Source organism: Paenibacillus sp. SRL342, assembly GCF_984798905.1.
In genome coordinates this window covers 4,439,628-4,463,973 of sequence record NZ_OZ481790.1, presented here as the reverse complement: position 1 = coordinate 4,463,973, position 24,346 = coordinate 4,439,628, and the positions used below count along the sequence as shown (strand labels likewise).

30 protein-coding genes are annotated in these 24,346 nt (G+C 42.6%); 26 read left to right on the top strand and 4 right to left on the bottom strand.

All coding sequences use genetic code 11. From position 1 onward, the window contains the following. The first annotated feature begins 44 nt into the window (after positions 1 to 44). The 3 genes from AC4E8D_RS19525 (at position 45) to AC4E8D_RS19515 (ending at position 2,840) form a co-directional block, all read left to right on the top strand. On the top strand, positions 45 to 1,667 hold the full coding sequence (locus tag AC4E8D_RS19525; RefSeq protein WP_449003583.1) for an ABC transporter substrate-binding protein: 1,623 nt from the start codon (positions 45 to 47) through the stop codon (positions 1,665 to 1,667). Between the two features lie 73 nt (positions 1,668 to 1,740). Next, entirely contained in the window at positions 1,741 to 2,562 is an 822-nt protein-coding gene (locus AC4E8D_RS19520; RefSeq protein WP_449003584.1) for a carbon-nitrogen family hydrolase, read from the top strand. A 92-nt stretch (positions 2,563 to 2,654) separates the two neighbouring features. Beyond that, positions 2,655 to 2,840, top strand: a complete 186-nt coding sequence (locus tag AC4E8D_RS19515) for a hypothetical protein (protein WP_017687767.1) — start codon at positions 2,655 to 2,657, stop codon at positions 2,838 to 2,840. Positions 2,841 to 3,074: 234 nt separating this feature from the next. On the opposite strand, the gene AC4E8D_RS19510 is transcribed toward AC4E8D_RS19515, so the two are convergent. Beyond that, the gene (locus AC4E8D_RS19510) at positions 3,075 to 3,995 is read right to left on the bottom strand and encodes a LysR family transcriptional regulator (RefSeq protein ID WP_221820383.1); all 921 of its coding nucleotides are present in this window, start codon (positions 3,993 to 3,995) and stop codon (positions 3,075 to 3,077) included. Between the two features lie 368 nt (positions 3,996 to 4,363). Between AC4E8D_RS19510 and AC4E8D_RS19505 the strand changes: the two genes are divergently transcribed. From AC4E8D_RS19505 to AC4E8D_RS19495, 3 genes are read left to right on the top strand one after another with little or no spacing between them, the layout of a single operon-like run. Next, positions 4,364 to 6,262, top strand: a complete 1,899-nt coding sequence (locus tag AC4E8D_RS19505) for a beta-glucoside-specific PTS transporter subunit IIABC (protein ID WP_490205135.1) — start codon at positions 4,364 to 4,366, stop codon at positions 6,260 to 6,262. A gap of 36 nt (positions 6,263 to 6,298) precedes the next feature. Continuing rightward, positions 6,299 to 7,138 carry a BglG family transcription antiterminator LicT gene (gene licT / locus AC4E8D_RS19500; protein WP_490205134.1) on the top strand — a complete coding sequence of 280 codons (840 nt, stop codon included), beginning with the start codon at positions 6,299 to 6,301 and terminating at the stop codon, positions 7,136 to 7,138. A 45-nt stretch (positions 7,139 to 7,183) separates the two neighbouring features. Beyond that, complete coding sequence (locus tag AC4E8D_RS19495) at positions 7,184 to 8,641, top strand: glycoside hydrolase family 1 protein (RefSeq protein ID WP_490205133.1); 1,458 nt, start codon at positions 7,184 to 7,186, stop codon at positions 8,639 to 8,641. 333 nt (positions 8,642 to 8,974) lie between these two features. Here the strand turns inward: AC4E8D_RS19495 and AC4E8D_RS19490 are convergent, their stop codons facing one another. The 3 genes from AC4E8D_RS19490 to AC4E8D_RS19480 are packed head-to-tail and all read right to left on the bottom strand — an operon-like array spanning position 8,975 to position 11,740. After that, positions 8,975 to 10,177, bottom strand: a complete 1,203-nt coding sequence (locus AC4E8D_RS19490; RefSeq protein WP_490205132.1) for a site-specific integrase — start codon at positions 10,175 to 10,177, stop codon at positions 8,975 to 8,977. Positions 10,178 to 10,212: 35 nt separating this feature from the next. After that, entirely contained in the window at positions 10,213 to 11,355 is a 1,143-nt protein-coding gene (locus tag AC4E8D_RS19485; protein WP_490205131.1) for an ImmA/IrrE family metallo-endopeptidase, read from the bottom strand. Then, a complete protein-coding gene (locus AC4E8D_RS19480; protein ID WP_490205130.1) occupies positions 11,339 to 11,740 on the bottom strand; it encodes a helix-turn-helix domain-containing protein in 402 nt (133 codons plus the stop codon). Before AC4E8D_RS19480 ends, AC4E8D_RS19485 begins: the two co-directional genes overlap by 17 nt. Positions 11,741 to 11,914: 174 nt before the next feature. Here AC4E8D_RS19480 and AC4E8D_RS19475 point away from each other — a divergent pair, with 174 nt between their 5' ends. The 20 genes from AC4E8D_RS19475 (at position 11,915) to AC4E8D_RS19380 (ending at position 23,963) form a co-directional block, all read left to right on the top strand. Continuing rightward, positions 11,915 to 12,157 carry a helix-turn-helix domain-containing protein gene (locus AC4E8D_RS19475; RefSeq protein ID WP_411735033.1) on the top strand — a complete coding sequence of 81 codons (243 nt, stop codon included), beginning with the start codon at positions 11,915 to 11,917 and terminating at the stop codon, positions 12,155 to 12,157. 46 nt (positions 12,158 to 12,203) lie between these two features. Continuing rightward, a complete protein-coding gene (locus AC4E8D_RS19470) occupies positions 12,204 to 12,494 on the top strand; it encodes a helix-turn-helix domain-containing protein (RefSeq protein WP_490205129.1) in 291 nt (96 codons plus the stop codon). After that, entirely contained in the window at positions 12,491 to 13,306 is an 816-nt protein-coding gene (locus tag AC4E8D_RS19465; protein WP_490205128.1) for a BRO family protein, read from the top strand. Before AC4E8D_RS19470 ends, AC4E8D_RS19465 begins: the two co-directional genes overlap by 4 nt. A 61-nt stretch (positions 13,307 to 13,367) precedes the next feature. Beyond that, positions 13,368 to 13,898, top strand: coding sequence for a hypothetical protein (locus tag AC4E8D_RS19460; protein ID WP_490205127.1), 531 nt, complete (start codon positions 13,368 to 13,370; stop codon positions 13,896 to 13,898). 96 nt (positions 13,899 to 13,994) lie between these two features. Beyond that, entirely contained in the window at positions 13,995 to 14,255 is a 261-nt protein-coding gene (locus AC4E8D_RS19455) for a hypothetical protein (RefSeq protein ID WP_490205126.1), read from the top strand. Beyond that, entirely contained in the window at positions 14,242 to 14,601 is a 360-nt protein-coding gene (locus AC4E8D_RS19450) for a hypothetical protein (RefSeq protein WP_490205125.1), read from the top strand. The genes AC4E8D_RS19455 and AC4E8D_RS19450 overlap by 14 nt, the downstream gene beginning before the upstream one ends. Next, entirely contained in the window at positions 14,598 to 15,032 is a 435-nt protein-coding gene (locus AC4E8D_RS19445; RefSeq protein WP_490205124.1) for a hypothetical protein, read from the top strand. Before AC4E8D_RS19450 ends, AC4E8D_RS19445 begins: the two co-directional genes overlap by 4 nt. Beyond that, the gene (locus AC4E8D_RS19440; protein ID WP_490205123.1) at positions 15,029 to 15,352 is read left to right on the top strand and encodes a hypothetical protein; all 324 of its coding nucleotides are present in this window, start codon (positions 15,029 to 15,031) and stop codon (positions 15,350 to 15,352) included. The genes AC4E8D_RS19445 and AC4E8D_RS19440 overlap by 4 nt, the downstream gene beginning before the upstream one ends. Before the next feature lie 20 nt (positions 15,353 to 15,372). After that, a complete protein-coding gene (locus AC4E8D_RS19435; RefSeq protein WP_490205122.1) occupies positions 15,373 to 16,503 on the top strand; it encodes a replication protein in 1,131 nt (376 codons plus the stop codon). Further along, positions 16,412 to 16,687 (top strand): replicative helicase loader/inhibitor, encoded by a 276-nt coding sequence (locus AC4E8D_RS19430; RefSeq protein WP_490206496.1) that lies wholly within the window; start codon positions 16,412 to 16,414, stop codon positions 16,685 to 16,687. Before AC4E8D_RS19435 ends, AC4E8D_RS19430 begins: the two co-directional genes overlap by 92 nt. Further along, positions 16,680 to 17,993 carry a replicative DNA helicase gene (gene dnaB / locus AC4E8D_RS19425; RefSeq protein ID WP_490205121.1) on the top strand — a complete coding sequence of 438 codons (1,314 nt, stop codon included), beginning with the start codon at positions 16,680 to 16,682 and terminating at the stop codon, positions 17,991 to 17,993. Before AC4E8D_RS19430 ends, dnaB begins: the two co-directional genes overlap by 8 nt. A gap of 30 nt (positions 17,994 to 18,023) precedes the next feature. After that, the gene (locus AC4E8D_RS19420) at positions 18,024 to 18,383 is read left to right on the top strand and encodes a hypothetical protein (RefSeq protein WP_490205120.1); all 360 of its coding nucleotides are present in this window, start codon (positions 18,024 to 18,026) and stop codon (positions 18,381 to 18,383) included. Positions 18,384 to 18,406: 23 nt separating this feature from the next. Beyond that, positions 18,407 to 19,009 carry a hypothetical protein gene (locus AC4E8D_RS19415; RefSeq protein WP_490205119.1) on the top strand — a complete coding sequence of 201 codons (603 nt, stop codon included), beginning with the start codon at positions 18,407 to 18,409 and terminating at the stop codon, positions 19,007 to 19,009. Positions 19,010 to 19,032: 23 nt separating this feature from the next. Continuing rightward, positions 19,033 to 19,497: a hypothetical protein gene (locus tag AC4E8D_RS19410; protein ID WP_490205118.1), complete on the top strand. Its 465-nt coding sequence runs from the start codon at positions 19,033 to 19,035 to the stop codon at positions 19,495 to 19,497. A 15-nt stretch (positions 19,498 to 19,512) separates the two neighbouring features. Continuing rightward, complete coding sequence (locus AC4E8D_RS19405) at positions 19,513 to 19,953, top strand: ASCH domain-containing protein (protein ID WP_490205117.1); 441 nt, start codon at positions 19,513 to 19,515, stop codon at positions 19,951 to 19,953. After that, positions 19,950 to 20,156 carry a hypothetical protein gene (locus tag AC4E8D_RS19400; protein WP_490205116.1) on the top strand — a complete coding sequence of 69 codons (207 nt, stop codon included), beginning with the start codon at positions 19,950 to 19,952 and terminating at the stop codon, positions 20,154 to 20,156. Before AC4E8D_RS19405 ends, AC4E8D_RS19400 begins: the two co-directional genes overlap by 4 nt. Positions 20,157 to 20,168: 12 nt before the next feature. Next, positions 20,169 to 20,543, top strand: a complete 375-nt coding sequence (locus AC4E8D_RS19395; RefSeq protein ID WP_490205115.1) for a hypothetical protein — start codon at positions 20,169 to 20,171, stop codon at positions 20,541 to 20,543. Between the two features lie 987 nt (positions 20,544 to 21,530). Continuing rightward, complete coding sequence (locus tag AC4E8D_RS19390; RefSeq protein ID WP_490205114.1) at positions 21,531 to 22,463, top strand: DUF6731 family protein; 933 nt, start codon at positions 21,531 to 21,533, stop codon at positions 22,461 to 22,463. 11 nt (positions 22,464 to 22,474) lie between these two features. Further along, positions 22,475 to 23,041 (top strand): hypothetical protein, encoded by a 567-nt coding sequence (locus AC4E8D_RS19385; RefSeq protein WP_222215879.1) that lies wholly within the window; start codon positions 22,475 to 22,477, stop codon positions 23,039 to 23,041. Positions 23,042 to 23,363: 322 nt separating this feature from the next. Beyond that, a complete protein-coding gene (locus tag AC4E8D_RS19380) occupies positions 23,364 to 23,963 on the top strand; it encodes a tyrosine-type recombinase/integrase (RefSeq protein ID WP_490205113.1) in 600 nt (199 codons plus the stop codon). Positions 23,964 to 24,346: the final 383 nt, after the last annotated feature.

Genomic DNA, 24,346 nt, shown 5'->3' with positions numbered 1-24,346 from the left:
TGATTGATAATTATTCTCATTTTAGAAAAACGAGGTGAACCGACATGCAGGCTTTGGATGCCGATGGGGGAGCGTTGTTCTTTTCAGCATTCATGTTTCGGCTGGATCATCTGGTACGTCGAATTGAACCACCTGAACAGGTGATGCTGGAAGTTGCTTGCGAGAAACATGCCTTCCTGATCTGTGAAGAAGGGGATGGGCGTTTATATATAGGACATGAACAGTTTCCGTTTACTACGGGATGTGTTTATCCACTTTCTTCGGGAGAGGGGTACCAGATTGAACATCGTAATAACTCGGAATTGAAATATATCATAATGGCTTTTGATGTTATTAATGTGTTGACGGGTGATCCCGAGCTCTTTACCCGACCTGTATTTGAGCACAGAAACCAATTGAATGGTTATCCCTATGCTCCGTTAAGTGGGTTGCTTGAGCAAATGTATGTCCTTCGGAATTATAAAACAGATGCCGAATACAGTCATTTGAATGCACAGTTCCAAAAATGGATGGAGGTGATCATTACCCGGTACACTTCTCCAAAGACGGAACAGAGTATTGAAGCAAGACTACACAGTACGATTCAGTATGTGGACGACCATTATGCTGAAGAAATCACTGTACAGAAACTGGCACGTCTTGCGGAGATCAGACCTGTACAATATACGACTCTTTTCAGACAACTCACGGGTCACAAGCCGCTCGATTATGTGAATCATGTTCGCATCAAACATGCCAAGGACTGGCTTCGCAAATCAGATGAACCACTTCGGGATATAGCGAGTCGCGTGGGGTTTAAGGATGAGTATTATTTCAGCAGGCGTTTTCGCCAAATGACTGGTTTGTCTCCTCGTCAATATGACAGATCGATTCAGCAGCAGACATTAGTACAAGATTGGTTGGGTCATGATGTGAATATTCCAGTAAATCCGGAGCGAATGATGTATTACGGAGATTCCGCTGGGGATCTGATGATACTGGGCATTCAGTTACTGGGAGATCAGACATATGACGCGGTCGCTCCAGTTAATGTGGAAGCCGCTGTTATCATGAAGCCGGATTTGATTATTTTTGATAGCAGCAATGAACAACAGTATGAACAACTTTCCCGGATTGCACCGACGCTTGCTTACAATTCACATGCCACGTTGGAAGAACGAATGCGCAGATTGGGCAGCTGGTTTGACAGACAACCGGAGGCTGAACATTGGCTAACCTCCTATGCGGAGCGTACTGAGCAGATGTGGGCGAAGATCCATACTGTGATTGAAGAGGGGGAAACGGCATCCGTATTTACATACCATCGGGGTGCACGATTATTTGTTATGGGCAATATCGGTCTGGCGCCTATATTATATCATCCAATGGGATTCAGGCCAGTTACCAAAGTGAAGGAAGCACTTGCGGCAGGCAGAGCCTATAAGGAAATTTCGGCTGAAGCGGTACGTCAGTATGCGGGAGATCATGTATTTGTTATGCTGCCTGAGGAAGTTGTGGCAAGACAGGCTACAGAGATGCTGATGAAAAGTCCCAGTTGGAAGGTTCTTCCGGCTGTGCGGAATGGACGGGTATACCCTGTGGAGGAGTCAACATGGAATGTGGGTGATGCGCTCACGAGTGATCGATTGTTGACCCTGCTGCCTGAGTTGTTATGTGGAAGTTCATAACAAAAACAGGCTTGCAGTCTTCAGGAGGATCAAGCTATGATAGCAGGTATTACGGTTCAGAGGAGTGCTTGTCATGACAGAAAAACAACAGGGAGAAATGCGTGTAGCCCTGATTCAGGGCGATATTCAACTCGGAGACCCTGAGGCCAATCATAAACATATGCAGATGTTGCTTGAGCGTGCGGTAGAACAATATCCGGATCTGGGGCTGGCTGTGTTACCTGAGATGTGGAATACGGGCTACGCTCTGACGCAAATTCATGAACTCGCTGACCCGGAAGGCCAGAAATCTCGGGAATGGCTGTCTGCATTTGCTCAAAAACATCAAATTTCCATCGTTGGCGGGTCAATCGCTGAGAAACGGGATGGTCAAATATACAATACAATGTATGCTTATAATCGTGAAGGAAAACAGGTAACACGATACGATAAATTACATTTGTTCCGTCTGATGGATGAGGAGAAATATTTACAGCCAGGTGCGGAACCTGAAATTTTTGAATTGCAGAACGGTCTTACAGCGGGGGCTTCGATCTGTTATGACATCCGCTTCCCGGAGCTTGCCCGCACCCTTGCTTTGAATGGTGCCAAGGCATTGATTGTACCCGCCGAATGGCCGAAACCTCGTCTGCACCACTGGCGTACGTTACTTACCGCACGAGCGATTGAGAATCAGATGTATGTGATCGCATGTAACCGTGTGGGTAAAGGGGGAGAGACTGAATTTTTCGGACATTCCCTCATCATTGATCCTTGGGGTGAGATTGTGGCTGAAGGTGGCGAAGGGGAAGAGATCGTGACCGGAATTATTCGTCCATCTCTGGTAGATGAGGTTCGCGGAAGGATTCCCGTATTTGAAGACCGTCGACCTGGCGTTTATTTTGGCGAAAAATAAAAAAAAGCGGCAAAAAATTTTCGTAGAAGTGTTTATTCTTCCAGGACGCGGGTAATGATAACTATCCCGTCACCAAGGAGGATGATCAATCAATGGACAACCATGTGAAAGATACGCTCAGGAGACTGGAACAGGATAACACAAGGGAAGATCACTTAAGGGCATTCTTAGAGAATGGAGCAGGAGGGCTATCACCCCCTGATTCAACTGTTCAGGACGAAGGCCGTGTAATGAATCAGCAAAACAGGCTGACAAGCGATCGTAATTTGCGTAAATAAACCGCCAGACATGGAGTTTTCTTATGTACGTTTCTACGTTAACATTATAAATTAGCACTGTAGCTAAACAGCTTAACAAGCAACATTGTACTGTAATCAGTTACTGTGATTGCAATGTAAGAACTCTATCCTGCGGATGCGGGAAACGAGTATATGACAAAGGCTTGGCCCATAAGGGTCAAGCCTTTGTTTTGGTTCAGTACCATATGTCTCCATACCCATAGGAGCAATTCCTTAGTCTCCCTTTGACAGTTCGGCCACGGTTTGTTGAAACGTATGGATGAATGCTTCGGCTGCCTTCGACAGTACTCTTCCTTGACGATAAGCGACAACAAGTGTTCTGCTGGGAGTAGGCTCAGCAAGTGGCACATATACAGGTACGAATTCACTGCGCGGTGCACGGGCAATAAAGCGTGGAACCAGGGTAATGCCCATACCTGTGGCCACGAGCGACTGAACGGTTTCAATATTGGTGCTCTCAAACACAACTTGGGGATCAAAACCGGCCTGCTCACAGAGATCAAATGTAAGTTTGCGGAAGCCCTGTCCTTTTTTCAATACAACAAAGGGTTCATCCCGAAGCTCTTCAATTCGCACAGGAATCGGATGTTCCGGATCTGCCCTGCGTGCCAAAGGGTGATTCGGGGGAACAGCCAGATCAATCCGTTCCTCTCCAATGGTTACATAAGACAAGCTTGGCTCTTGTAAAGGAAGAGATAGCAGACTGAGATCTGCTTTGCCGCTTGCTGTCAATTTCTCAAGCGTAAGACCGGAGTCCTCCAATAAGGTGACCTCAATCTCGGGATAAGCTTGTTGGAACGCTGGAAGCACATGTGGGAGCAAGTGTGAGCCCGTGATCGGCATGCTGCCTACAACGACTTTACCTTTGCGAAGCTGGGAGATGTCTGACATTTCCTGACGCAATAGCTCCATGGCATCTACGATCTTTTGGGCTTGCTCGACAAACGTAACACCCGCATGGGTTAACTCCACGGTACTTGTATTACGCTGAAATAGCAGGACTCCCAATTCTTTTTCCAATTTGGATAATTGCTGGCTTAATGAAGGCTGGGCAATATGCAGCTTCTCTGCTGCCCGGGAGAAATTGCGTTCGGCCGCAATTTGAAGCGTATATTGAAGTTGTCTGAATTCCATCGTCATTGGTCAGTCCTTTCGTTATGCCACCATTATATCATTACAGGTGAAGAAATCATTAATTTCGCTTAACCGCTTGCACTCCATCAGAAGAGTTGATATACTGATTTTGAAAACGCTTAATAAGAATCACTTACCCGGGTAAAACAAAATCAACGTTTTCATGCGTGCCAGTTTCAAATGTTAGTACGGAACCATTTCAAATGTTCATATTCTTTTTCGTTTATATAATTGAATAACATTCATCCAACGATGGCGTGTTACTGTTCGGCAGGCAAGACCTAGATTGGGTGGGAAGAGTTTCTCTTTTCCTACCCTTTTTAGGTCTTTTTTTGTTCCCATCAAGAAAAAAATGGCGGAGGTGCACCATGAATCACAAACAATTAGCCCAATCGATTATGGAGCTGGTCGGTGGCAATGATAATATCAACACGTTAATTCATTGCTCTACCAGGCTCAGACTTACCCTGAAGAATCCGGATATGGCGAAGACCCAAGAAATTAAGAGCCTTGATGGTGTTATTGGCGCAGTGAATAGCGGCGGGCAATATCAGATTATTATCGGTAATGACGTCGCGTACGTCTACAATGAACTTGCCAAGATGATGGATACTCGGCAATCAAACGAAATTCAGGAGAAACAAAAAGCGGATTATAGCCCCAAAGGACTGTTTAATACTTTTGCCAGTGTTATTGCAGGCATTTTCCAACCTATTATCCCAGCCATTGCTGCCTCGGGCATGCTTAAGGCACTGTTGCTACTGGCGACCGTGACCGGCCTGATGTCTAAAGAGAGCCAGACATATACCGTTTTGAGTGTCATGTCTGATGCTGCCTTTTACTTTCTTCCGATTCTACTGGCCTATTCCAGTGCAAATAGATTTAAAACCAACCCCTTTGTTGCCGTTCTGTTTGGTGGAATCATGTTACACCCGAATATGATTGGTCTGCTAGGCGATGAAGATCCGGTGTCCTTTATTGGCATACCTGTTGCATCCGTTCAATATGCGACATCCGTGGTACCGATTATTTTAACGGTCTGGTTCATGTCTTACATTGAAAAGTTCGCGGACAAGATCTCACCAGGGCCGGTCAAAATTTTCCTTAAACCTTTGATTGTTATTCTCATTGTTGCTCCAGTTGCCCTGATTATACTTGGACCTCTAGGGATGTATCTCGGAACGGGAATGTCCAACCTGATCTATTGGATTCAGGATAAGATTGGATGGTTGACCGTTGTCATTATGGCTATACTGATGCCTCTGATTGTCATGTTCGGTATGCATAAAGTATTTTATCCTATTATTTTCGCAGCCTTGGCTTCCCCTGGATATGAAACACTGGTGCTGGTCGCGATGCTGGCATCCAATATGGCGCAGGGAGCAGGCGCACTAGCAGTGTCATTCAAAACCAAAGACATCAAGCTGAAACAAGTCGCTTTGTCTGCAGGAATTTCAGGTGTATTCGGTATCACGGAACCCGCTCTGTACGGTGTACATTTAAGGCTCAAGAAAACGCTGTTTGCCTGCATGATCGGCGCCGGAGTGGCTGGGTTGTTCGCAGGTATTGTGAATCTCAAGGCATATGCTGCCGTGGGTCCGGGGATTGCATCTATGCCTATGTTTATCAGTGAAGATCATATGAATATTATCTATGCGATCATTACCATGCTGATTTCTGCCATTGTCGCGTTTGTCGCCGTATATATCATTGGATTTCAGGATGTTGTTCCAACAGCAGTTTCGATGGAAGGCAGTCCTACAAACAAAGCGAGAGGTGAATCTGAAATCCAGCCATCCACAGGGATCAAATCGAAAAAGATCGTTTTTGCTCCTTTGGAAGGTAAAGTTCTGCCATTAAGTGAGGTGAAGGACGAGGCCTTCTCGCAAGAAGCGATGGGACAAGGTATGGCGATTCAGCCAAGTGTTGGCAAGGTGTTTGCCCCGTTTGATGGTACCGTTGAGACGGTGTTCCGCACCAAACATTCCATCGGTCTGAGATCGGTAGAGGGAGTTGAACTTCTGATTCATGTCGGATTGGATACGGTGAAACTGAAAGGCCAGCATTTTGATGTCAAAGTGAACGAAGGAGAACAGATCTCTCATGGTCAGCTCCTGATCGAGTTTGATCTTGAAGCTATACAAGCCGCAGGTTATGACACGACGACCCCTGTAATTGTGACCAATTCCTCCGATTATCTGGAGGTACTGGGCAATGAATCTGCAGCGATGACGGGACCGGGAAAACCATTAATTACGGTGTTATAAACCGCTGAAATATGAATGAAAGGCAGGCAGCCTGATATGGAAGTCATAAAAATATTGAATTCGAGCATTGTTCTTGCCAGACGTGGTGAGGATGACAAGGAAATTATTGTGATGGGAAAGGGCATCGGCTACAGGAGCAAACCGGGAGATGTCGTGGGCGAGGATGAGATCGAGAAGATCTATGTCCTTGAAAATGAAACGATCTCTTCGGATCTCACCGCTCTGATGAAGGAAACGCCAAAAGAATATCTGATTCTGGCTGACGAAATCATCTCCCATGCCAAAAATACATTGTCCCGCCATCTGAGTGATCATCTCTATGTCGCATTAACGGATCACCTGTACATGGCCATGAAGCGATTCAAGGACAATATGACGATCCAGAACCGAATGTTGTGGGAAGTGAAAAAGTTCTATCCGCAGGAGTTCAGTATCGGGTTGCATGGTCTGTCTCTCATTCAAAAACAGCTCGGTCTCTCCCTGCCTGAGGAGGAAGCGGCAAATATTGCCTTTCATCTCGTTAATGCGCAGCAGAATGATGACAATATGAATCAGGTCATGATGATGACCAATACAGTCAAGGATGTACTCAATATTATCAAAATTCACTACCAAGTGGAGCTGGATACACATAGCATCAACTATTCACGCTTTTTGACCCATTTGCAGTTTTTCATTCAACGGCTCTTTGAGCATAAAACATTAAACACGCAGGATCATGAGCTCTTTGAGCAGATCGCGAATAAATACCCGCAGGAAGAAGCCTGCGTACTACTAATCAAGGATTATATTGAAGCCCGGTTTGAACATACGATCTCCAATGAAGAGATGATGTATTTGATTATTCATATCAATCGGGTCATGAGTCGCAATTGAGCAAGAATGAAAGAGTCACAGAGATAATCCAAGGAGGAATACACAATGACCAATACAACAAGAACGTTTCCAGAAGATTTTCTATGGGGAGGAGCGATTGCTGCCAATCAGGCAGAAGGAGCGTGGAATGTGGATGGCAAAGGTCTGTCTACAGCCGACATTGCTATCTATCGCAAAGGTGTAGCCAAGAGTGAGTATAAAAAACATAATGCGATCAATGAAGAGCAGATCAAAACTGCGATGGAGTCTACCTCGGATAGAGAATACCCGAAACGCAGAGGCATTGATTTCTACCACCGTTACGAGGAGGATATTGCCCTGTTTGGGGAGATGGGACTCAAAACGTTGCGACTATCCATTGCATGGACCCGAATTTTCCCAAATGGCAATGAAACAGAGCCGAATGAAGCTGGTTTGCAGTTCTATGACCGTGTTATTGATGGCATGCTGGAACAAGGAATTGAACCTTTGATTACGTTGTCCCATTATGAAATGCCGATGTATCTGGTGAATTACTATGGTGGATGGACGGATCGGAAAGTCGTCGATTATTTTATTCACTTTTGCAAAACCGTGTTCACCCGTTATAAGGACAAAGTGAAGTATTGGATTACATTTAATGAAATTGACAGCATTGTTCGTCATCCGTTTACGAGTGGTGGTATTGTTCCGGAGCGTTTCGAAAATGTGGAGCAGGCCGTATATCAGGGGTTGCACCATCAATTTGTAGCAAGTGCGCTCGCAGTGAAATACTGTCATGAGATCATTCCCGGTTCCCAGATCGGATGTATGCTTACCAAACTGACGACGTACGCTCATACATGTAATCCCGAAGACGTACTCGTTGCTTCCCGGGATAATCAATTCAATCTTATGTTTACGGATGTACAGGTGCGTGGAGCGTATCCGTACTTTACGAAGAGATTTTTTGCCGAAAAAGGAATTAACCTCGATATGCTTGAGGGGGATGAAGAGATTCTGAAAGTGCACACTGTGGACTTTATCTCATTCAGTTATTATATGTCCCTGGTATCAAGTGTGGATGGCGACCGATTGGAGCAGGTGAGTGGCAATACAACTGGAGGGGTGAAGAACCCGTATCTGCAAACGAATGATTGGGGCTGGCAGATTGACCCGGTAGGTCTGCGCATCTCACTGAATGAACTGTATAGCCGTTATGAGGTGCCCTTGTTTATCGTTGAAAATGGGATTGGAGCGGTAGACACGATTGAAGCTGATGGCAGCATTCAGGATGATTATCGTATTGATTATTTCCAATCTCACATGGAACAGATGCATGAGGCAATTCTGGACGGTGTTGAACTGCTGGGCTACACCAGTTGGGGAGTGATTGATCTGATTAGTTATTCTTCTTCAGAGATGGAGAAACGATATGGCTTTATTTATGTAGATCAGGATAATGACGGCAATGGAACACTGGAGAGAAAACGCAAAAAGAGTTTCTATTGGTACAAAGATGTGATTGCGAATAACGGTTTGTAATACAGTAGTCGGACAAGCGCTCTCTATAGAAGGCGTTGATATGATAACTTTCATTTTATAACAGCAACTAGGAAAGCAGCTCTGGATTCAGGGCTGTTTTGTTATGATCTAGATAAAAAGCATTGACAGCGAAGCAGCGAAAACGTAGTATAAGACTTATCTGATAATGATAATTGTTATCAATTGAAACCTCTGCGATGAGCAGTGGTTTATTTGCTTTTCCCTCACTATAGGTTAAACCTATTACATCTATAGATATCAAGCAGTGGAAAACACTGCTGTATAAGCATTCCTAGGGTGGTGTTATAGTAAATGGGGACGGATTGGGGACGATTACTTAATTTCTTTATTTTTTGTGCTAAACATGTCGTCAAACTTGTTGGCTGCATCATGGTCAGCTTTACGGAAAACGTGGCCATAAACATTCATTGTTATGGCTATGTCTGAATGACCCAAGCGTTCTGAAATGACTTTTGAATGTACACCTTGATTAATTAATAAAGACGCTGATGTATGTCTTAAAGCGTGAAATTTAATGGGACGTAATCCATGTTTACGAACAAAGTTGTGCCATTTGCTTGAAACATACTCTGGTCCAAATGGAGAACCAGACGAAGTGGTGAAGACAAATTGACGCTCTAAACTACCTTTCCACTCTGAACCCATTTTATCAATATTGACAACTGTCTGCTTACGCAAAGTTTTTAGGAGATCTACCACTACTCTAGGGATCGATACTTTCCGGTTGGCATCCGCCGTCTTCGGTGGTGTTATAGCTTTTTGGGTTTCCTTTGTGTATACCATTTGCTGCTCAATTTCGATAATTCCTTTATCTAAGTTAATATGTCTCCATTCGAGACCACAGATTTCACCTCGACGCATACCGGTTGTTATTGCTAAAGTAACAATTGCCTTCCAAACTAGGGGTTGCGACTCTAAGGTTTCTAAAAGTTCCTTGCTCTCTTCCTCATCGTAGCACTCAGCCTTAACTTTAATTTTCTTTGGATACTTCAATCCTTCCATGGGTGAGTCCTTTATAACCTTCCAGGTTACGGCTACACCAAATATATTCCGCAATATTCTGTGAAGGGATATAAGAGTAGATGAGGACAGTGCCCCTTTGTAACTGAAAAGCCTTTTTTCGGAATCTTCTATATTACTGAAATACTGTACAATATGCATTGTTTTAATATCACTCATTTTTTTGTTCCCTAAGTGTGGAAGTAGGAGAGTAAACATGTACTCGTTTAGTTCAGTTGTTTTAGGAGCATACTTTTTCCCTTTTGCAAACTTCTCTCTCCATTCATCTACGAATGCGGCAAACGTCATTTTTTCTGGTGCAATATACTGTCCAGATTCTACTTCTATTTTGAATTTAACTAATTCTTCATTGAGTCTCTCATCCAATTTCTTTGGTGATAATTTTTCATCGATGCGAATCGTTTTCTTTTCACGTAGCCTTTTCCCGTTAGAATCGTAACCAGCTTCAACGGTTAATCTCCAAGAATTGGTCCCACGAGCTTCAATAGATGCCATTTTCCTTACTCCTCTCAGTAAAGTAACAGTTGAATCTAGAATGGTATTTCATCTAAAATTTTAAATTGTGGTGCTGTACGTTCTCTTTTTTCTTCTTCATATTCCATCTCCGCTTCCATTTCAGCTTCTTCATCAAGATGTTCAAGATAACTTTTGTGTTCTTGCTTTTTCCCGAGTTTATATTCCAGTTCCCAAGGGAGAAGTAAATCATTTTGGTAAAAGGTTGTTGCGTGACCACATTTAGTACAAAATCTTGCGTCACCTTCAGCTAATTCATCGCAAATAATTTCAAGGCTGTCATTCCAACCGGTTGTTCTGTTATCACAACGATTTATCACATAAATGCCGCAAATTTTGCAATAATTTCCTCCGTGTATTTCCTCGTTATTACATTTAGGGCATACCATGGCACGGCTAAATTCATCAAGTTGCACTTTGTCATATTTCATATCAAATTCAACCCTTTTATTAGAGATTTTTTTAGATGCACATACTGGACAATAATTGGGGTTAGTCTTTATGAAGCTGTGTTTACAATTATTGCAATGATGTTCGTTGTTTATAGTAAAAATGAAGTCTGAATATTTTTTTACTAAGAAGTCTTTAGGATTATGTGTCTTACCAAGTGTAGTACCTTTACTAAAAAAACTTAGAATGTTTTTAGCAGCAAGAAATGAAATATCAAACCAATTGCTCAGATCCTTAGCGTTGAATTTTTTGAGGGCATAAAGAACACTTGACGGAACTAATAAAGATCGAGCAAAGCAATCTGCTTCTTGTTCAAATGATTTGTATTGATCTTTTGTAAGGGAACTTCTTGAGATTATTGTCTTGTTAGAAATTTCATTGTGCCTAAGAACGTAATGACCGATCTCATGGGCAATTGTCCAACGTTTTCTACCGGGGGTAGAAATTTTTTCGTTGTAGAGTATTAAATATTGGTGATTTTTTTTTTGATAATAACAACAGCCTTCTTCGCTTTCAGCAAATGTACAAACCTCTTCGAATGTCATATTTCTGTTTTTTGCAAACCAGGTGTAAGTTCTAATTTTTAGATTTTCAAATTCCTTTGCCATATCCTTTACTTTTATGGGGAATCTGTCGGTTGGAATTTCTCTCAGTAACCTGTATGCTGACGTTTCTGCTTTTTTAAAATTTGGTTTAAATATCATCATCATCCTCATAATCTTCTTCATTGAAGGCATCTTCGAAGGCCGCATCTAAAATTTTTACTGCTTTTTCTAAAACATCTGGAGACACCTTCCTTGCGAATCTTTCAATTTTTCGATAATTCTCGTCTAAAGTGGCATCTTCTTCATCAGATATAGTCTCTTTAGGTTCATCAGTTCTTCCTAACAAATAGTCTAAAGATACATTAAAGAAGACTGAAAGATGCCTCACAGTATCAAGACGAGGATCTCCAAGATTGTTTTCCCATTTTGATATCATGCCTTTATTTATAGTTGTATTGAACTTTTGATTAAGTTTTTCTGCCAGTTCATCTTGTGAAAGTTTGTGTTTATTACGTAAACTTTTGATAATTTTTCCGATTGGTTGACTCATCTCAATTCTCCTAATTATTCAATTTAGAACTGTCTAAACTCATAATAAAGTACAGGTTTCGAAAAAGCAACTTTTGTTTAGATATTCAGCAATAAAGTTATTGACATTGAAACCAGAGATAGATATACTCACCTCACAAGGTTTCAAAACAGAAACCGGAAAGGAGTGGTGAAATTGAAGCAGACAAAGCGTAGACACATCCCATACACTAAGTTCAAGGCATATTTAGATGAATGTGGTGTTCAACAGAAACATGTTGCTGAAATGCTAGGCAAATCACCGTCTGCATTTAATCAAAATCTTAATGGTACAGGTGGAGATTTTTCGATTGCTGAGTTAAGGGTTCTTTGTGAGAATTTCAAAATTAGTGCTGATGATTATTTTTTACGCCCTGAGGTTTCTAATAAGAAACTTTAAATGTTTTGAAAATAAATGACTATAAAGCTAGGAAGGAGTCTTCATTATGACAGAAGATCAAGAACAAATACTTGGAGAAGTCCGTTTAGAAGTGGCACGTATCATGGCAGTTACTATTGATCAAACACGTCTTACTGTTGCTGAAGCGGCTAGATACTTAGGGATGTCAGAAGATACTGTTCGCGTGCTTTGCAGACAGAAAAATCTTCCTCATTACAGAGCCGGGGGATCAACTTCTACCAAAGCTAAAATTTTATTTAGAGTGGAAACCTTGGACAAATGGATGGATCAACAGGAAAAAGAAAATTGCGTTGGTTGGGAAGGAGAGAGTGTATGACTCAAAATAAAATGGTGTTATTTGAAGGACAACTATCAATCACTATCCTTATGCCAGAGGAAGTCAATTTTGATTTTGTAGGGGACTTCATCATTGCGGCTAAGGACGTCGCGGTCGGTCTGGAGTATCAAGGTGAATCAGCAACAAACGAGGTATTGAAGTTTTGTAAACCTGATCATATTTATCATGTGAAAAACTCTAACATGGCGAATCACCATGTTAGGAAATTGCATAACACTGGCGAGAAATTCATTTCTAATCTTTCTTTAAATCGTGTACTTGGTCAATCAGACCAACCTAAAGCATTACCATTTCAAGATTTCTTGTATGAAGAAATGCTCCCTTCTGTTCAAAAGACCGGAAGATATGAAAGACCTGGAATTGCTGAACCTGATCTAGCTCATCTTAAGAAGGAAGCATACATGCTTGGTATATCAGCGGAAATCCTTCGCTTACCTGAGAGCGGTAGATTGAAACTGTTAGGTGACTTTAACAAGCAACACGGTTTTAACATACCATTGCCAGCATATGCCGATGAGCCAGATACCAAGTCAGCAACGATCCTTCTGAAAGAGCATGGGCTACAAATCGGGGCGAAAACATTTAACGAATTTCTCATTCAGCAAGGATTGTTGGAAGTAAAGGAAAGACCGTCACGGGGTAGTGGTGTCAAATATTTTAAATCTCTTACGAAGGAGGGCATTGAGTTTGGTAAAAACTTGATCAGTCCTAACAACCCAAGAGAAACAGCACCACATTACTTTCCTAATAAATTTGTTGATCTACTAAAACGAGTCGGCTTAGAAAAGTAACTTTAGTAATGGAATTCCAAAAAACATGCGGTAATGATCCGCACCAAAGGAGAAAACACAAATGACAACAACTGTAACTATCCCATGCACTGCAAAACATGTTCAGCATCTTATCAGCGTCTTGGAAAGTGAAAATGTCGGCTGCGGAGCAGAAGTGCAAATCGAACTTACGACTGATCCGTTGATTAGAATTCCCTATGCACCAACTTCTACGGATTATGTAAGTTCACCAGATGGTGATTGTTTAGTCATTGATATTGGTGATGCTGAATTTGGTTTTAATGTGAACGACATTGAATTCGCCTATCACATTTCAGATATTCAAATCACTGTTGTGGCAATGCATGAACATTATGCTGTTTGGTTTAACAGTAGCATCCTCACTGCGGAAGGAATTGCAATGGCACGAGGCTATGAAACTGATTTCGAAGACAAAATCATTCATATGGAAGTTACCTCAGATGACTTCGAGGATGCTTTCCAGTTCTTAACGAACCTGATCCGTGAAGGAAGAGTCATCAAGAGTGTGAAGGTGCTGGGAGACGCGAATCAAGTACTGACGGTGGGTTACGTTGGTAAGGTGAGTTCATGACCCTTCCTGAACTGGCTCGACTCTGGTTCGGTAACCCCCTTCAACACGCCATTATTGTACGAAACATCCGAAAACAAATCAAAGGAGCGAAAATCCATGAAGCTGTCTGATCAAGAATCAGCCCTGATCCAATACATTCGAACGCTGAAGTTTGAAACCATGTTAGACGCCTGTGATGCAATCGGGGAATCATCTCGTGAATCCAAACGAAATGCCTTAGAAGAGTCCTATGAACGTAGTAACGCCGCTAGCGTTGCAGTGTGGTTTGTTCGTCACGATCAATTAAGTAAATTACAAAAGCTGCTTGGAGCGGCGAACAAAGACTACCAGGAGCGGATTTCTGATGAATCCAACTGAGATTCAAACTTTGCTCAGCCGCCCCCTCACCCATGTAGAACGTCAAAAAATAGAATGGATGAACGGATGGAAGCGGGATACTCAGACTGTGGTTTTGGGTTTGCTACAAGCGGCGTATAAAGCCGGAGCGAAGGCGGCTCCCGCTCTTGCTCCGGATGTTATCCAGGACTACAAGGAACGCATGGTTAAAGAACTGGATTATCACGGTTTTGTACGTGAAGAGTCCTACACTATTAACGCACATGCAGTCATGAGTACCGATCTTCCCGACAATCAGAAGTTTGAGTATGTTCAAGCGTTGGACGATGTGTACACGGATTTACAAGATAAGGAGGGGAAGCTATGACCCATTCTAAAACAAAAAACCGTGGTATGAGGGAAGAACTTCGGACGATTTACAGTCAAATCCTTGAAACTACGGATGTCGAACTGCAAGCGAATTTGAGAGTGAGAGCCCAGCGGATTTCGAATAAGTTGAAAGATAAAGAAGAAAACAGAAGCATGGAAGAATTCAGAATGGACAGGTATACCGCGGGTTATTGCATGAACTGCGAATATCACGTTCATGTCTGCGATCCGAGGAAAGTTATTGTGAAGGGTTACCTGTATTGCTGTGAAGGTTGTGCGGTTCATGATCAAGAGATGTCAGGGTATAGAAAAATGACCGCGTCTCGCGAACGCAGTCACCCATTTGAGCACTTTTACAATTCATATGCAGTCATCTTACCAAAGTTCATTAAAAAGGACAAGCATGCGTATTCTGGTGGTCTTTCATGACATTCGAATATCGCCCTTACACTAAATCGCAACAGACCGGCAGTAAGCGTATCAAGCCCACACAACGACAGTTGGGTGACATTCGCAAATCGGTAGACAAGTCACTTAAAAAGCGTTCAGGTGGTGTTTGTGAAGCATGTGCCGAAGCGAGGGCAACGGAACGGGCTCATTTGACTGGCCGTAAGCAGCTGGACCATCGCACTGAGGTTTATGATTTAGCTCATTTATGCAAAGAGTGCCATGTCATGTTGGACGAGACGATCCAAGGGTTAAGGTTTCGACGCATGGCGGCGACGATCATAGCATCAATTTTGAAATAAAGAAAGAGTAGGTGAGACGGGTGACCGACTCTCGCAGGAAGAACGGATATGTAGCCATTGCCAACGAGATATGGGATGAGGTCATTCGTCGGGATTTCACCAAGCGCCAGAAAGATATTTTATTCTTCATTTGGCGGCTTTCCTACGGCTGTAATCAACAGGTTGCAGTAATCCCGATGCAGAAGGACTTCTCTCTCTGTGGCGTGGGCAAAGGTCACATAGGAGCTGAACTGAAGCATCTGGAAACCTGTAAGGTGATTACACGAACGGACGCCGAGTATTGGTTTAACGAAAATTATGACTTATGGAAAATCGACTCGGTTCGTGGTTGGGAAAAAGAACGCTTTCATGAACTCATACATTTGAACTTAAAAAATAGTCGCTTATCTCGGCAAAAAGTTACTGAAACAGGAACCGAACCACTACCAGATTTGAACGACAAACCGCCAGATGATGGTTACCGAAACAGTAACTCAGAACCTGTTCCAGAGTTACCAAAACAGGAACCGAAGATTATTCCTAAAGTTACTGAAACGGGAACCGGAATCGGAAACGAGTTACCAAAACAGGGACTTGAGGTTACTGAAACGGGAACTGAGAGTGCCGATGATCCTATACAGGACGCGGCTTCTCAGTCCTCTAAAGACAGTTTAAAGACATTAAAAGATAAAGACAGTAAAGATATGTCTGTTTCGGATTTCGAAACCTTCTGGTCTGCCTATCCAAAAAAGGTTGCGAAAAAAGCAGCATTGAACATGTGGGAGAGAGCAATCAAAGCGAAGGTAAATCCCGCGCTATTGATCCGCTGTTCCGAGAACTATGCAGCACATTGCAAGGTAAGCAGAACGGAAGATAATTTTATCCTTCACGGTTCAACCTTTTTAAACCCAAAAAACGAACGGTATGCCGATTTTGAAGAAACTCCAGAACAAACAACAGTTGCTCCGGTGATTAAAGGCCAAGGCAATTCCCGGTCAGATCGGAACAAGGAAATTTTACAAAAGCGGATGGAGGCAGCGCGATTTGAACAATCAAGAGGTACTGAGCATTTTGGCGGTAGTGGTTACAGCCTACCCCATAGTGGAACTTACCAACGAAATGGTCACGCTTTGGGAACGAATGCTTCACGATGTTCCTTTTTCACAAGCTGAACAGAACCTTTCACACCACATCAAGACATCGCATTTTCCACCAGCGATTTCACAGATATACGGAAATCCAGCACCTTCTAACGTAGATCGTCTCCGGGCTGAGACACAGGAACGTTTTGCTCTTATGGAGTCTTGGGAGAAAAGCGCTGTGCCGCTTCTGAAAGCCGGTGAACCGAATGAATAACCTTTACAACCTACAGGCTGAACAAGCGGTAATAGGCAGCCTTCTGCTAGATCGTTCAGGAGATAATACAGCACTTGCTGTAGCTCTACTTACCCCGCAGGACTTTTCTTCACAGCACCGCCTAATTTTTGAATCGGTAATAGTGTTGCATGAATCCGAGAAGGCCGTTGACCTGGTTACGCTCTATTCAGATCTGGAGACGCGAGGTGTTACGGAAGACATCGGAGGTATTGACTATCTTGGCAATCTGGTTGAAGCGGTACCGACCATAGCGAATGCAAAGGAATACATCTCGATTGTTCAGAGTCTCGGACTGAAACGGCAGGCATTGCGATTGTTGGAGGAACAACGCCAATCTCTTGAAGAATCTGCGGACCCGCTTGAAGTGATTGCGGGCATCAAGGCAGGGGCGGAAGAGTTATCAGGACGATCACCAGTTGAAGGTGGCATGGTCAAGATTAATGACGTGATGACAGGCCATGATGACGATCTGGAGACACGTAGCAAATCCAAAGGCATAACGGGCGTTCCTACGTGCGGTGTTGACCTGAACAGGCTCACGGGTGGTAGACAGAAGCAGGATTTAATCATTGTCGCTGCAAGGCCTTCGGTGGGAAAGACAGCTTTCATGCTCAACAACTCCAGAGCGGCGGCCATGTCTGGTGTGACTGTAGGGATATTCAGCCTTGAAATGCCTGGTAAGAAATTAGGGGAACGTCTGATAGGCAGTATCGGGAATTTGGATGGTACTTTACTTCGGACTGGTCAACTTGGACCTGAACACTGGCCGGAATACACGATGTCCCGATCTATTTTGAACGAGCTGCCAATCTACATTGACGACACTCCTGGTATCACCATTCAGCAGATAGCAGCCAAGGTGAAAAAGCTCAAGAAAGAGCATGATAACTTGTTTATCCAGATTGATTATCTCCAGTTGATCAGCGCAGGCAAAAAGTTCTCAAGTCGTGAACAGGAAATCGCCTATATCAGTCGTTCCTTGAAGCAAATTGCCCGAGACAATGATTGTCCGGTGGAAGTCCTTTCACAACTCAGCCGGGGTGTTGAGCAACGACAGGACAAGCGTCCAATGATGTCAGATTTGAGGGAGTCCGGTTCTATTGAACAGGATGCAGACGAAATTGATTTCTTGTATCGGGATGACTACTACAACGCCGAGACAGAGAAGAAGAACATCGTAGAAATCATTGTAGCCAAGGGACGGAATACAGGTACCGGACTTGCAGAGATGATCTATCTCAAGAATTTCAGCAAATTCGTAAATATAGAACGCATGCAGTACTGATGCAGTGCTGATGAGAAAGGCGGGGTGAAGATGACAAGTTCAGCAGATGAACTGGAGATCGAAAACAGCGTAAGGCTGATCATGAGATATCAAATCATGTTGATCAGCCATTTGGAAAATGCGTTGAAAAACGGTCGAGTCGACGAACACACATTCACCCGTCTGAAAAGTCAGGGCTGCATTGCTCAAACGCATGACGAAATATTGGATCATTTCGAGGGGATTTTTCACGAATTGCTGGCCTATTATCAGGATCGGTTACGAGAACGGATTGTGAGGGGCGCGGAATTTATTGATTCGCTTTCCCCAACAGATCCACGCAGGGAACCAGCGTTAGAGAAATACGACAGGCTGTGTGAGCAGCTAAGGGGGAGCAAGGTTCCCGGATAACAGAGGAAAGGAGCAGATGAAACGTGGAAGCACTTAACATATACGAAATCTCATACCCTGGGTTCTTTGATGATTATCCAGATTATTCAGTAACTAAAACCGCAAAATCAGCAGGAGCTGCTAAATACGATGCTTACCTTGGGTTCAACGATGGTTATGTCATGACATTCCGAGAATACCTGAAAATTATTAAGGTTCGTAAGATCGGGCAATCAACTCCGGTGAGAAACGAAAAGCCGTTCCCGGGCCAGAACAGAATTGACACGGTAAACGCCTTAATTCGTGAGATTGGCAGCAGGGGAAGGAAGTTTTTGTATTCGAGCAGGCATGACAGATTTGCTTCTTTCCATTGGGCAGGAGGAAAGCTGTGGTTAACGGACGATCACACAGGTCTACCCCTTGTTATGCATGAATCAATGCCTGATGAGCATTACCATTTCAGTCATGGTGGAACACTTTGGGCATTGATGTGTGATTTCCGAGATTATATCAGCGGTGACGACAACGCGAATCATAACAACGGATACGGCGGTCTGTACTGCCCTCATTGGGGATACCCAGCAGAGGATATGGAAGTCATTCGTGCTTATGCTACTAAACTCGGATATTTAAAACCACGGGTGTAGGCCCACCAAAGGAGAGATATACCATGGGCAGCTTAATTACAACAGTCATTGGCAGGTTCAAGTTGTTCAAGCAGCCTTACAAGGTCGGACAAACCATAGAAGTTCGTGGTGAACCGTTGCTTGTATTAGGGATTGAGAATTTCGAATTATTCAGCTCTACGATCCTTATACGGTACACCTGCCAACGGCTCAATAAGATGGATTTTGTGAGTAAAGCGAAAGCGTATAGGCAACCTTTCAACGTTGAGCTGGTCATTGAAATTCCCCACAAACAGTGGGAAGAAATAGTTCCAGGCATCCTATTAGGTTCTATTCATTCGATAAAGGGAGAAGTATACAAGGTTACAGAATACACGGGCATAGCGTTGAAGAGCACGGATCTGGTCATAGACATGATAGCCCGTCCTGTTTACCCGATAGATCGTAAAGAGGCAAAAGCCAAGTTGTTTAGTGAACGGCGGAAAAAACTGAAAATTGAAGTGCTATAAGGAGGGAGAACCGTGATGAAGGCTATAACAATTATTCAACCATGGGCGACTCTGATTGCCATTGGAGCAAAACAATATGAAACACGCAGCTGGCCTACAAAGCATCGGGGAGAGATTGCCATCCATGCCGGGAAGAAGATTGACAACGAAGTCTGCAAAGAGCCTGAAATCCGTGCAGCACTGGAACAGCACGGGTACACAGTGGACAATCTGCCGACAGGCGTGGTTGTGGCGACAGCTAAATTAACCAACTGCCTTAAATCGGTTGATACATGGACGGATGGGTATGAGCTTGAGGGTAACAGATTGGTTTACTCTCCAGAATACGAATTTGGAGACTTTACACCCGGCCGGTATGCATGGGAAATGTCGGATGTAAAACTTCTGGACGAGCCGATATCAGCTAAAGGGCAGCAAAGGCTTTGGAATTGGAATGAGGAGGAAGGAAATCAATGAGTAATGAAAAAGTAAAAGCTAATACACATTGGGTATGGACAGCAAAGGCTGCTGCTAAAAACCCAGCGAATTCTCTTGTGGGCGAACCCATATGGCCCCATTTCAAAACAGCTGCTCCAAAAGATTGGTTGGAAGAGGGTTTGATCCAAGATGCATCGGAAATTGAACTCGAAGGGCAAACGACTATAGATGATTTTATATAAGGGGTGTAAGGAATGGGGGAAACTGGTCAGATGGAGTTATTCCCGTCCCCCAGCCCTTCAGACATCCAACAGACTCGCGAACTGTTGAACAAGTATGTTCGGATGAGGAAGGCAGTTCAGGAAATTGGGACAATGACTAATCCATCAGAAAGATGGAAACAAGTTCAGGTGGAGTATGAGGAGAAAACAGCTAATATTGAAATGGCTGTACGTTTAATTGTTGATGATAATGTACGGAGAGTCATGGACTTTCGGTTCATCCGAGGTAATCCAAGATGGGGAACTATTAAAAGATTCAGCAGTGTAACAGATAGATCAATAGATAGGCAAATTGTTAGAGGAATTGAGTCAGTGGCAGAAACTCTCAAACTAATTGGAGTAATTTAGACAAACTTTAAATTATTACAAAAAAAAGAGGGTGTACATCCCTCTTTTTTTGCTCCACAGCTATGTAGTTCGGCCATACTTTCTTAAAACTTTCTAAGTATGAAATACAACATTGCCCATAATAGCGTAGCTGGTACTAATCCCATTGAAGATGCATATACACCCAATAAGAAGAGCATGTACTCCAACAATGTCCTGGTAGTTTGATAACCCATTTATTTCGCCTCCTCTAACAAATATACAAGGGTAGTCCCTTGCTGGGGAAAGGATTCTCACCTTTCCCCAGAGTTAGAAGAAGTTAATTAATGGGAAATACCAAGATATTGCGGTGGATATTAGTGTGAGGTAGTAAATCAGGCTCAATGACATAAACCATAATAGAGGAGTTCTAAATGGGCCGGTTACCCTACCAGGAGTAAGCCGTTCATAATTACCAGAAAAATTAACGATCAATGATCACTTTGATAAATGGTATTTAATCAAGTAATACAACAAGACGTTAATTTTCTCTTGAAACATCCTTCCCTATATGTATTTTATGTACGCTTGATTTTCCTCACGTAAATCATTATATTTTCGAATGAGAAAACAATCAAGGGATTATATGGTAATTCTTATTCGTTTATAGTTTGGCATGTCTGTATCGTGTCTTGAGTTAGACACTAGTATGACAACATGCCGTCTTGGGTTTGGAACTAAACTAAGAGACATAAGGCAATTGCCTGGGTGTCCCTGCAAACCCGACGTCTATTCGATGCAGGACTCGACCGTACTGTGGGAATAAATCCTTAGACGTGGATCGTCAGGGGTGCGGATTGTGGGGAGCACGGGTAAGATTCCCGTGATTTAAATGTGACCTATTGGTATGAGCCGGGTTCGATTCCCGGATAGGTAGGTAATAGTTCTAATGACATAGGAAAAAAAGACTACCACTATATTGATTTTAAAGTTACAATATCCTGTATATTCCAATACAGGAGGGTATCTATGAACTATAGAAAAGTTAGGTTTGAATATTATCAATTAGCGTATCGACAAAGTACCGATCGCGAACACGATAGAGACCGTTTGTTTGACTTGCCTCAATGGATGGAGCTAGCTCAAGGCAAATCGCTAGAAGGAAGAACATATAATTATAGGCAAGAACAAGCGAGACTGGAAGACGCCTACTGGGATGACGAACTGAGCTACTATTTTTTACATTTTGTAAGATTGAGAGAAACAAACATACCTTCTACGGCCAGACAAGCCGGGCAGGTAGTGCCATTAGAGCTTGAAGACGACGAGTTCATCGGTGAAGAAGTTTCTGCTTTGTATGATGAAAATACTCACGTACTTATGCTACAGCGTAATAAATACAGTTTGGGACCCGAGGGTATAGAGGAATATTTGAACCTTTTGTGGAATAATTCAGACGAGACTATTTACCTTAGACCTATCTGTCCGCCTAATACGTTTGAACTTGCTCGTAGAGCTGCCGAGTACAGAAAAATTAACATTAGACTAGCGGATATGCGAGAGACTAATGTTGCAAGATTAATGGAGAGATTCAGATCTCCGATTAAACATATTATAGGCTCTTGTAGTGAATATAATGGAGCTAATGTACAAATCACGATTACTGTAGGTAATTCGAGAAGTTCTGTTCTTGACGATGATACAGTTAGCGATACCTTGACTGATATTGAGGAGAATCCAGAAGTTTTCCAGAGAGCTGAATTGGCTGTTAAAGAAGAAGAGGATTCAAGAATAGAACTTATTGATTTGTTTGAACATAAGGCACATGATTTTGGAACATTTCGAATGGAACGCAGAGGTACCCTTAGTCATTTTGCTATTGCGGCAGAAATGCACTCAATCTACAGTCCTGCTGAAGGGTGTTCAAATCGACAAAGTGATATAAATCATTATCTTAGGTAGGAGTGTTGCCTGTGAGTGGAAACTCACGTTGGAGTATCGTTGGAAAAATCGCAACTTTGATTTATCCCTTGCTTATTTCTCTAATATGTATGTTCTTCGCTTTAAGGTACGGATTAACTTACAAACTTCCAAACTTTGACAAGGTTTTAGATGGAGCTATCACTTTCAGTTCTATTGTTGTGGGTTTCTTAGGAGCTTTGCTAGGTATCCTTATTAGTATTAAAGATTCTGAAATTGTCGACAAAATATTTAGATCAAAAGAAAAACAAACAATTAAATTCTTATTCTACGAACCTTTCATTTTAGGACTCCTTGTGGTCGTGACATCGGCTCTTATGCATGTTATGAGGGCATATGAGAATTTTTCTTCAGAGATCACATTTTTAGTTTGGTTCTTTGTAACAGTGTGGTTTGTTCCTTCGACGTTCAGAGTTGTAAATACCTTCATGAGTGTGTTCTTTGTTTCAAACAATACATCAAGTAGACCTAGCGGAAATATCGAAACGGATTCTGTGGCTAGGCAGCAAAGAAGAGATAGGTTACGCAGAGATAATAACAGTTCAAATGATATCAATTAAATGTCTAATCTAATCGCTGATAAAAGTTGGTGCTTACAGATAGTTAAAGAGCGAACAGTTGCCAAGGGAGTGTTTGTATTAAATGGATAAGTATCTTGTGAATGGATTTGGGTTACCTGGCCAACGAAATGTGGAACGTGAGTTAGAAACGCAGAATGGGGTTCCTATCTGTTGTGGTGAGGTTACAGAAGTAATAAAAGCTGCACCGTTGGGAGATTTCCACTGTAAACAATGTAGGTCCATGTACACAGGTCCAAAATAAGCGCAACCAAAGCATCCTTTTCTGGATGCTTTTTTTATATCCATAATGTGAGGTGGTGGTATGAATGAGGTTCAACCGATCCGGGACAAGGCGGTTGTCGAGCAGATCAAAAATTACCTAAAGGTGACAAACTTCCGGAATTACATTTTCTTTAGTATGGGCGTTCATAGTGGATTGCGTGTATCAGATTTGTTGCAGCTCAAAGTGGTTTCCGTTCGGGATCAGGAGCATATCAATTATGTGGCTCAAAAGACCAAGAACCGGAAACGCAAGAAGCGCAAGCGAAAAAAATTCATTATTCACCCTGATATCTATGATGATCTGATGATTTACATTGCAGATATGGACGATGATGATTATTTGTTCCCTAGTAGGCAGCGTAAGAAGATCACAGGAGCCGTAAGAGAACCGATTCATAGAGTAACAGCCTATAAAATGATCAACGGCATAGCCAAACGTTTTGGCCTTACAGACATCGGTGTCCATTCACTCAGGAAGACGTGGGGTTATCACCTTTATAACGATGATCCACGCAATCTGGCGTTACTAATGGAGATGTTCGGGCATGAGGATATGGCAACCACACTGATGTATTTGGGTATAACCCAGGACGCCATGGACGATGCTATACGCCGTTTGAGTTTTACACAATCCGGCTAATGTTGCACTCAAACGTGGGAATGGGACAAAGCTTGATTTAATAAGATTCTTGATCTTTCTCCAGTGCAACAGAAATAGAGTTATGTTTCACTCTACTTACTTAATTTGGTTTGAAATGGATCAAAAATGGTTTTTATTTTGGGTTGGATTTGATGAAAAACAATTAGAAGTTTGTCTATTTAGACTGATTCTAAGAAAACCGACTCAATTATGTCTGTATAAACGATGAATAAACGCCCCATTTGAGGGCAATAAGCCGGGAAATAATCAAAATCGGCAAAATCGAAAAATACAGTAATGACGCGGGTTTTCGGGTTTATGCATAAACTATGTATAATCGCACAATTCAGTTAGGTGCCAAAAAGCCCGTAAAATCAGGGTTT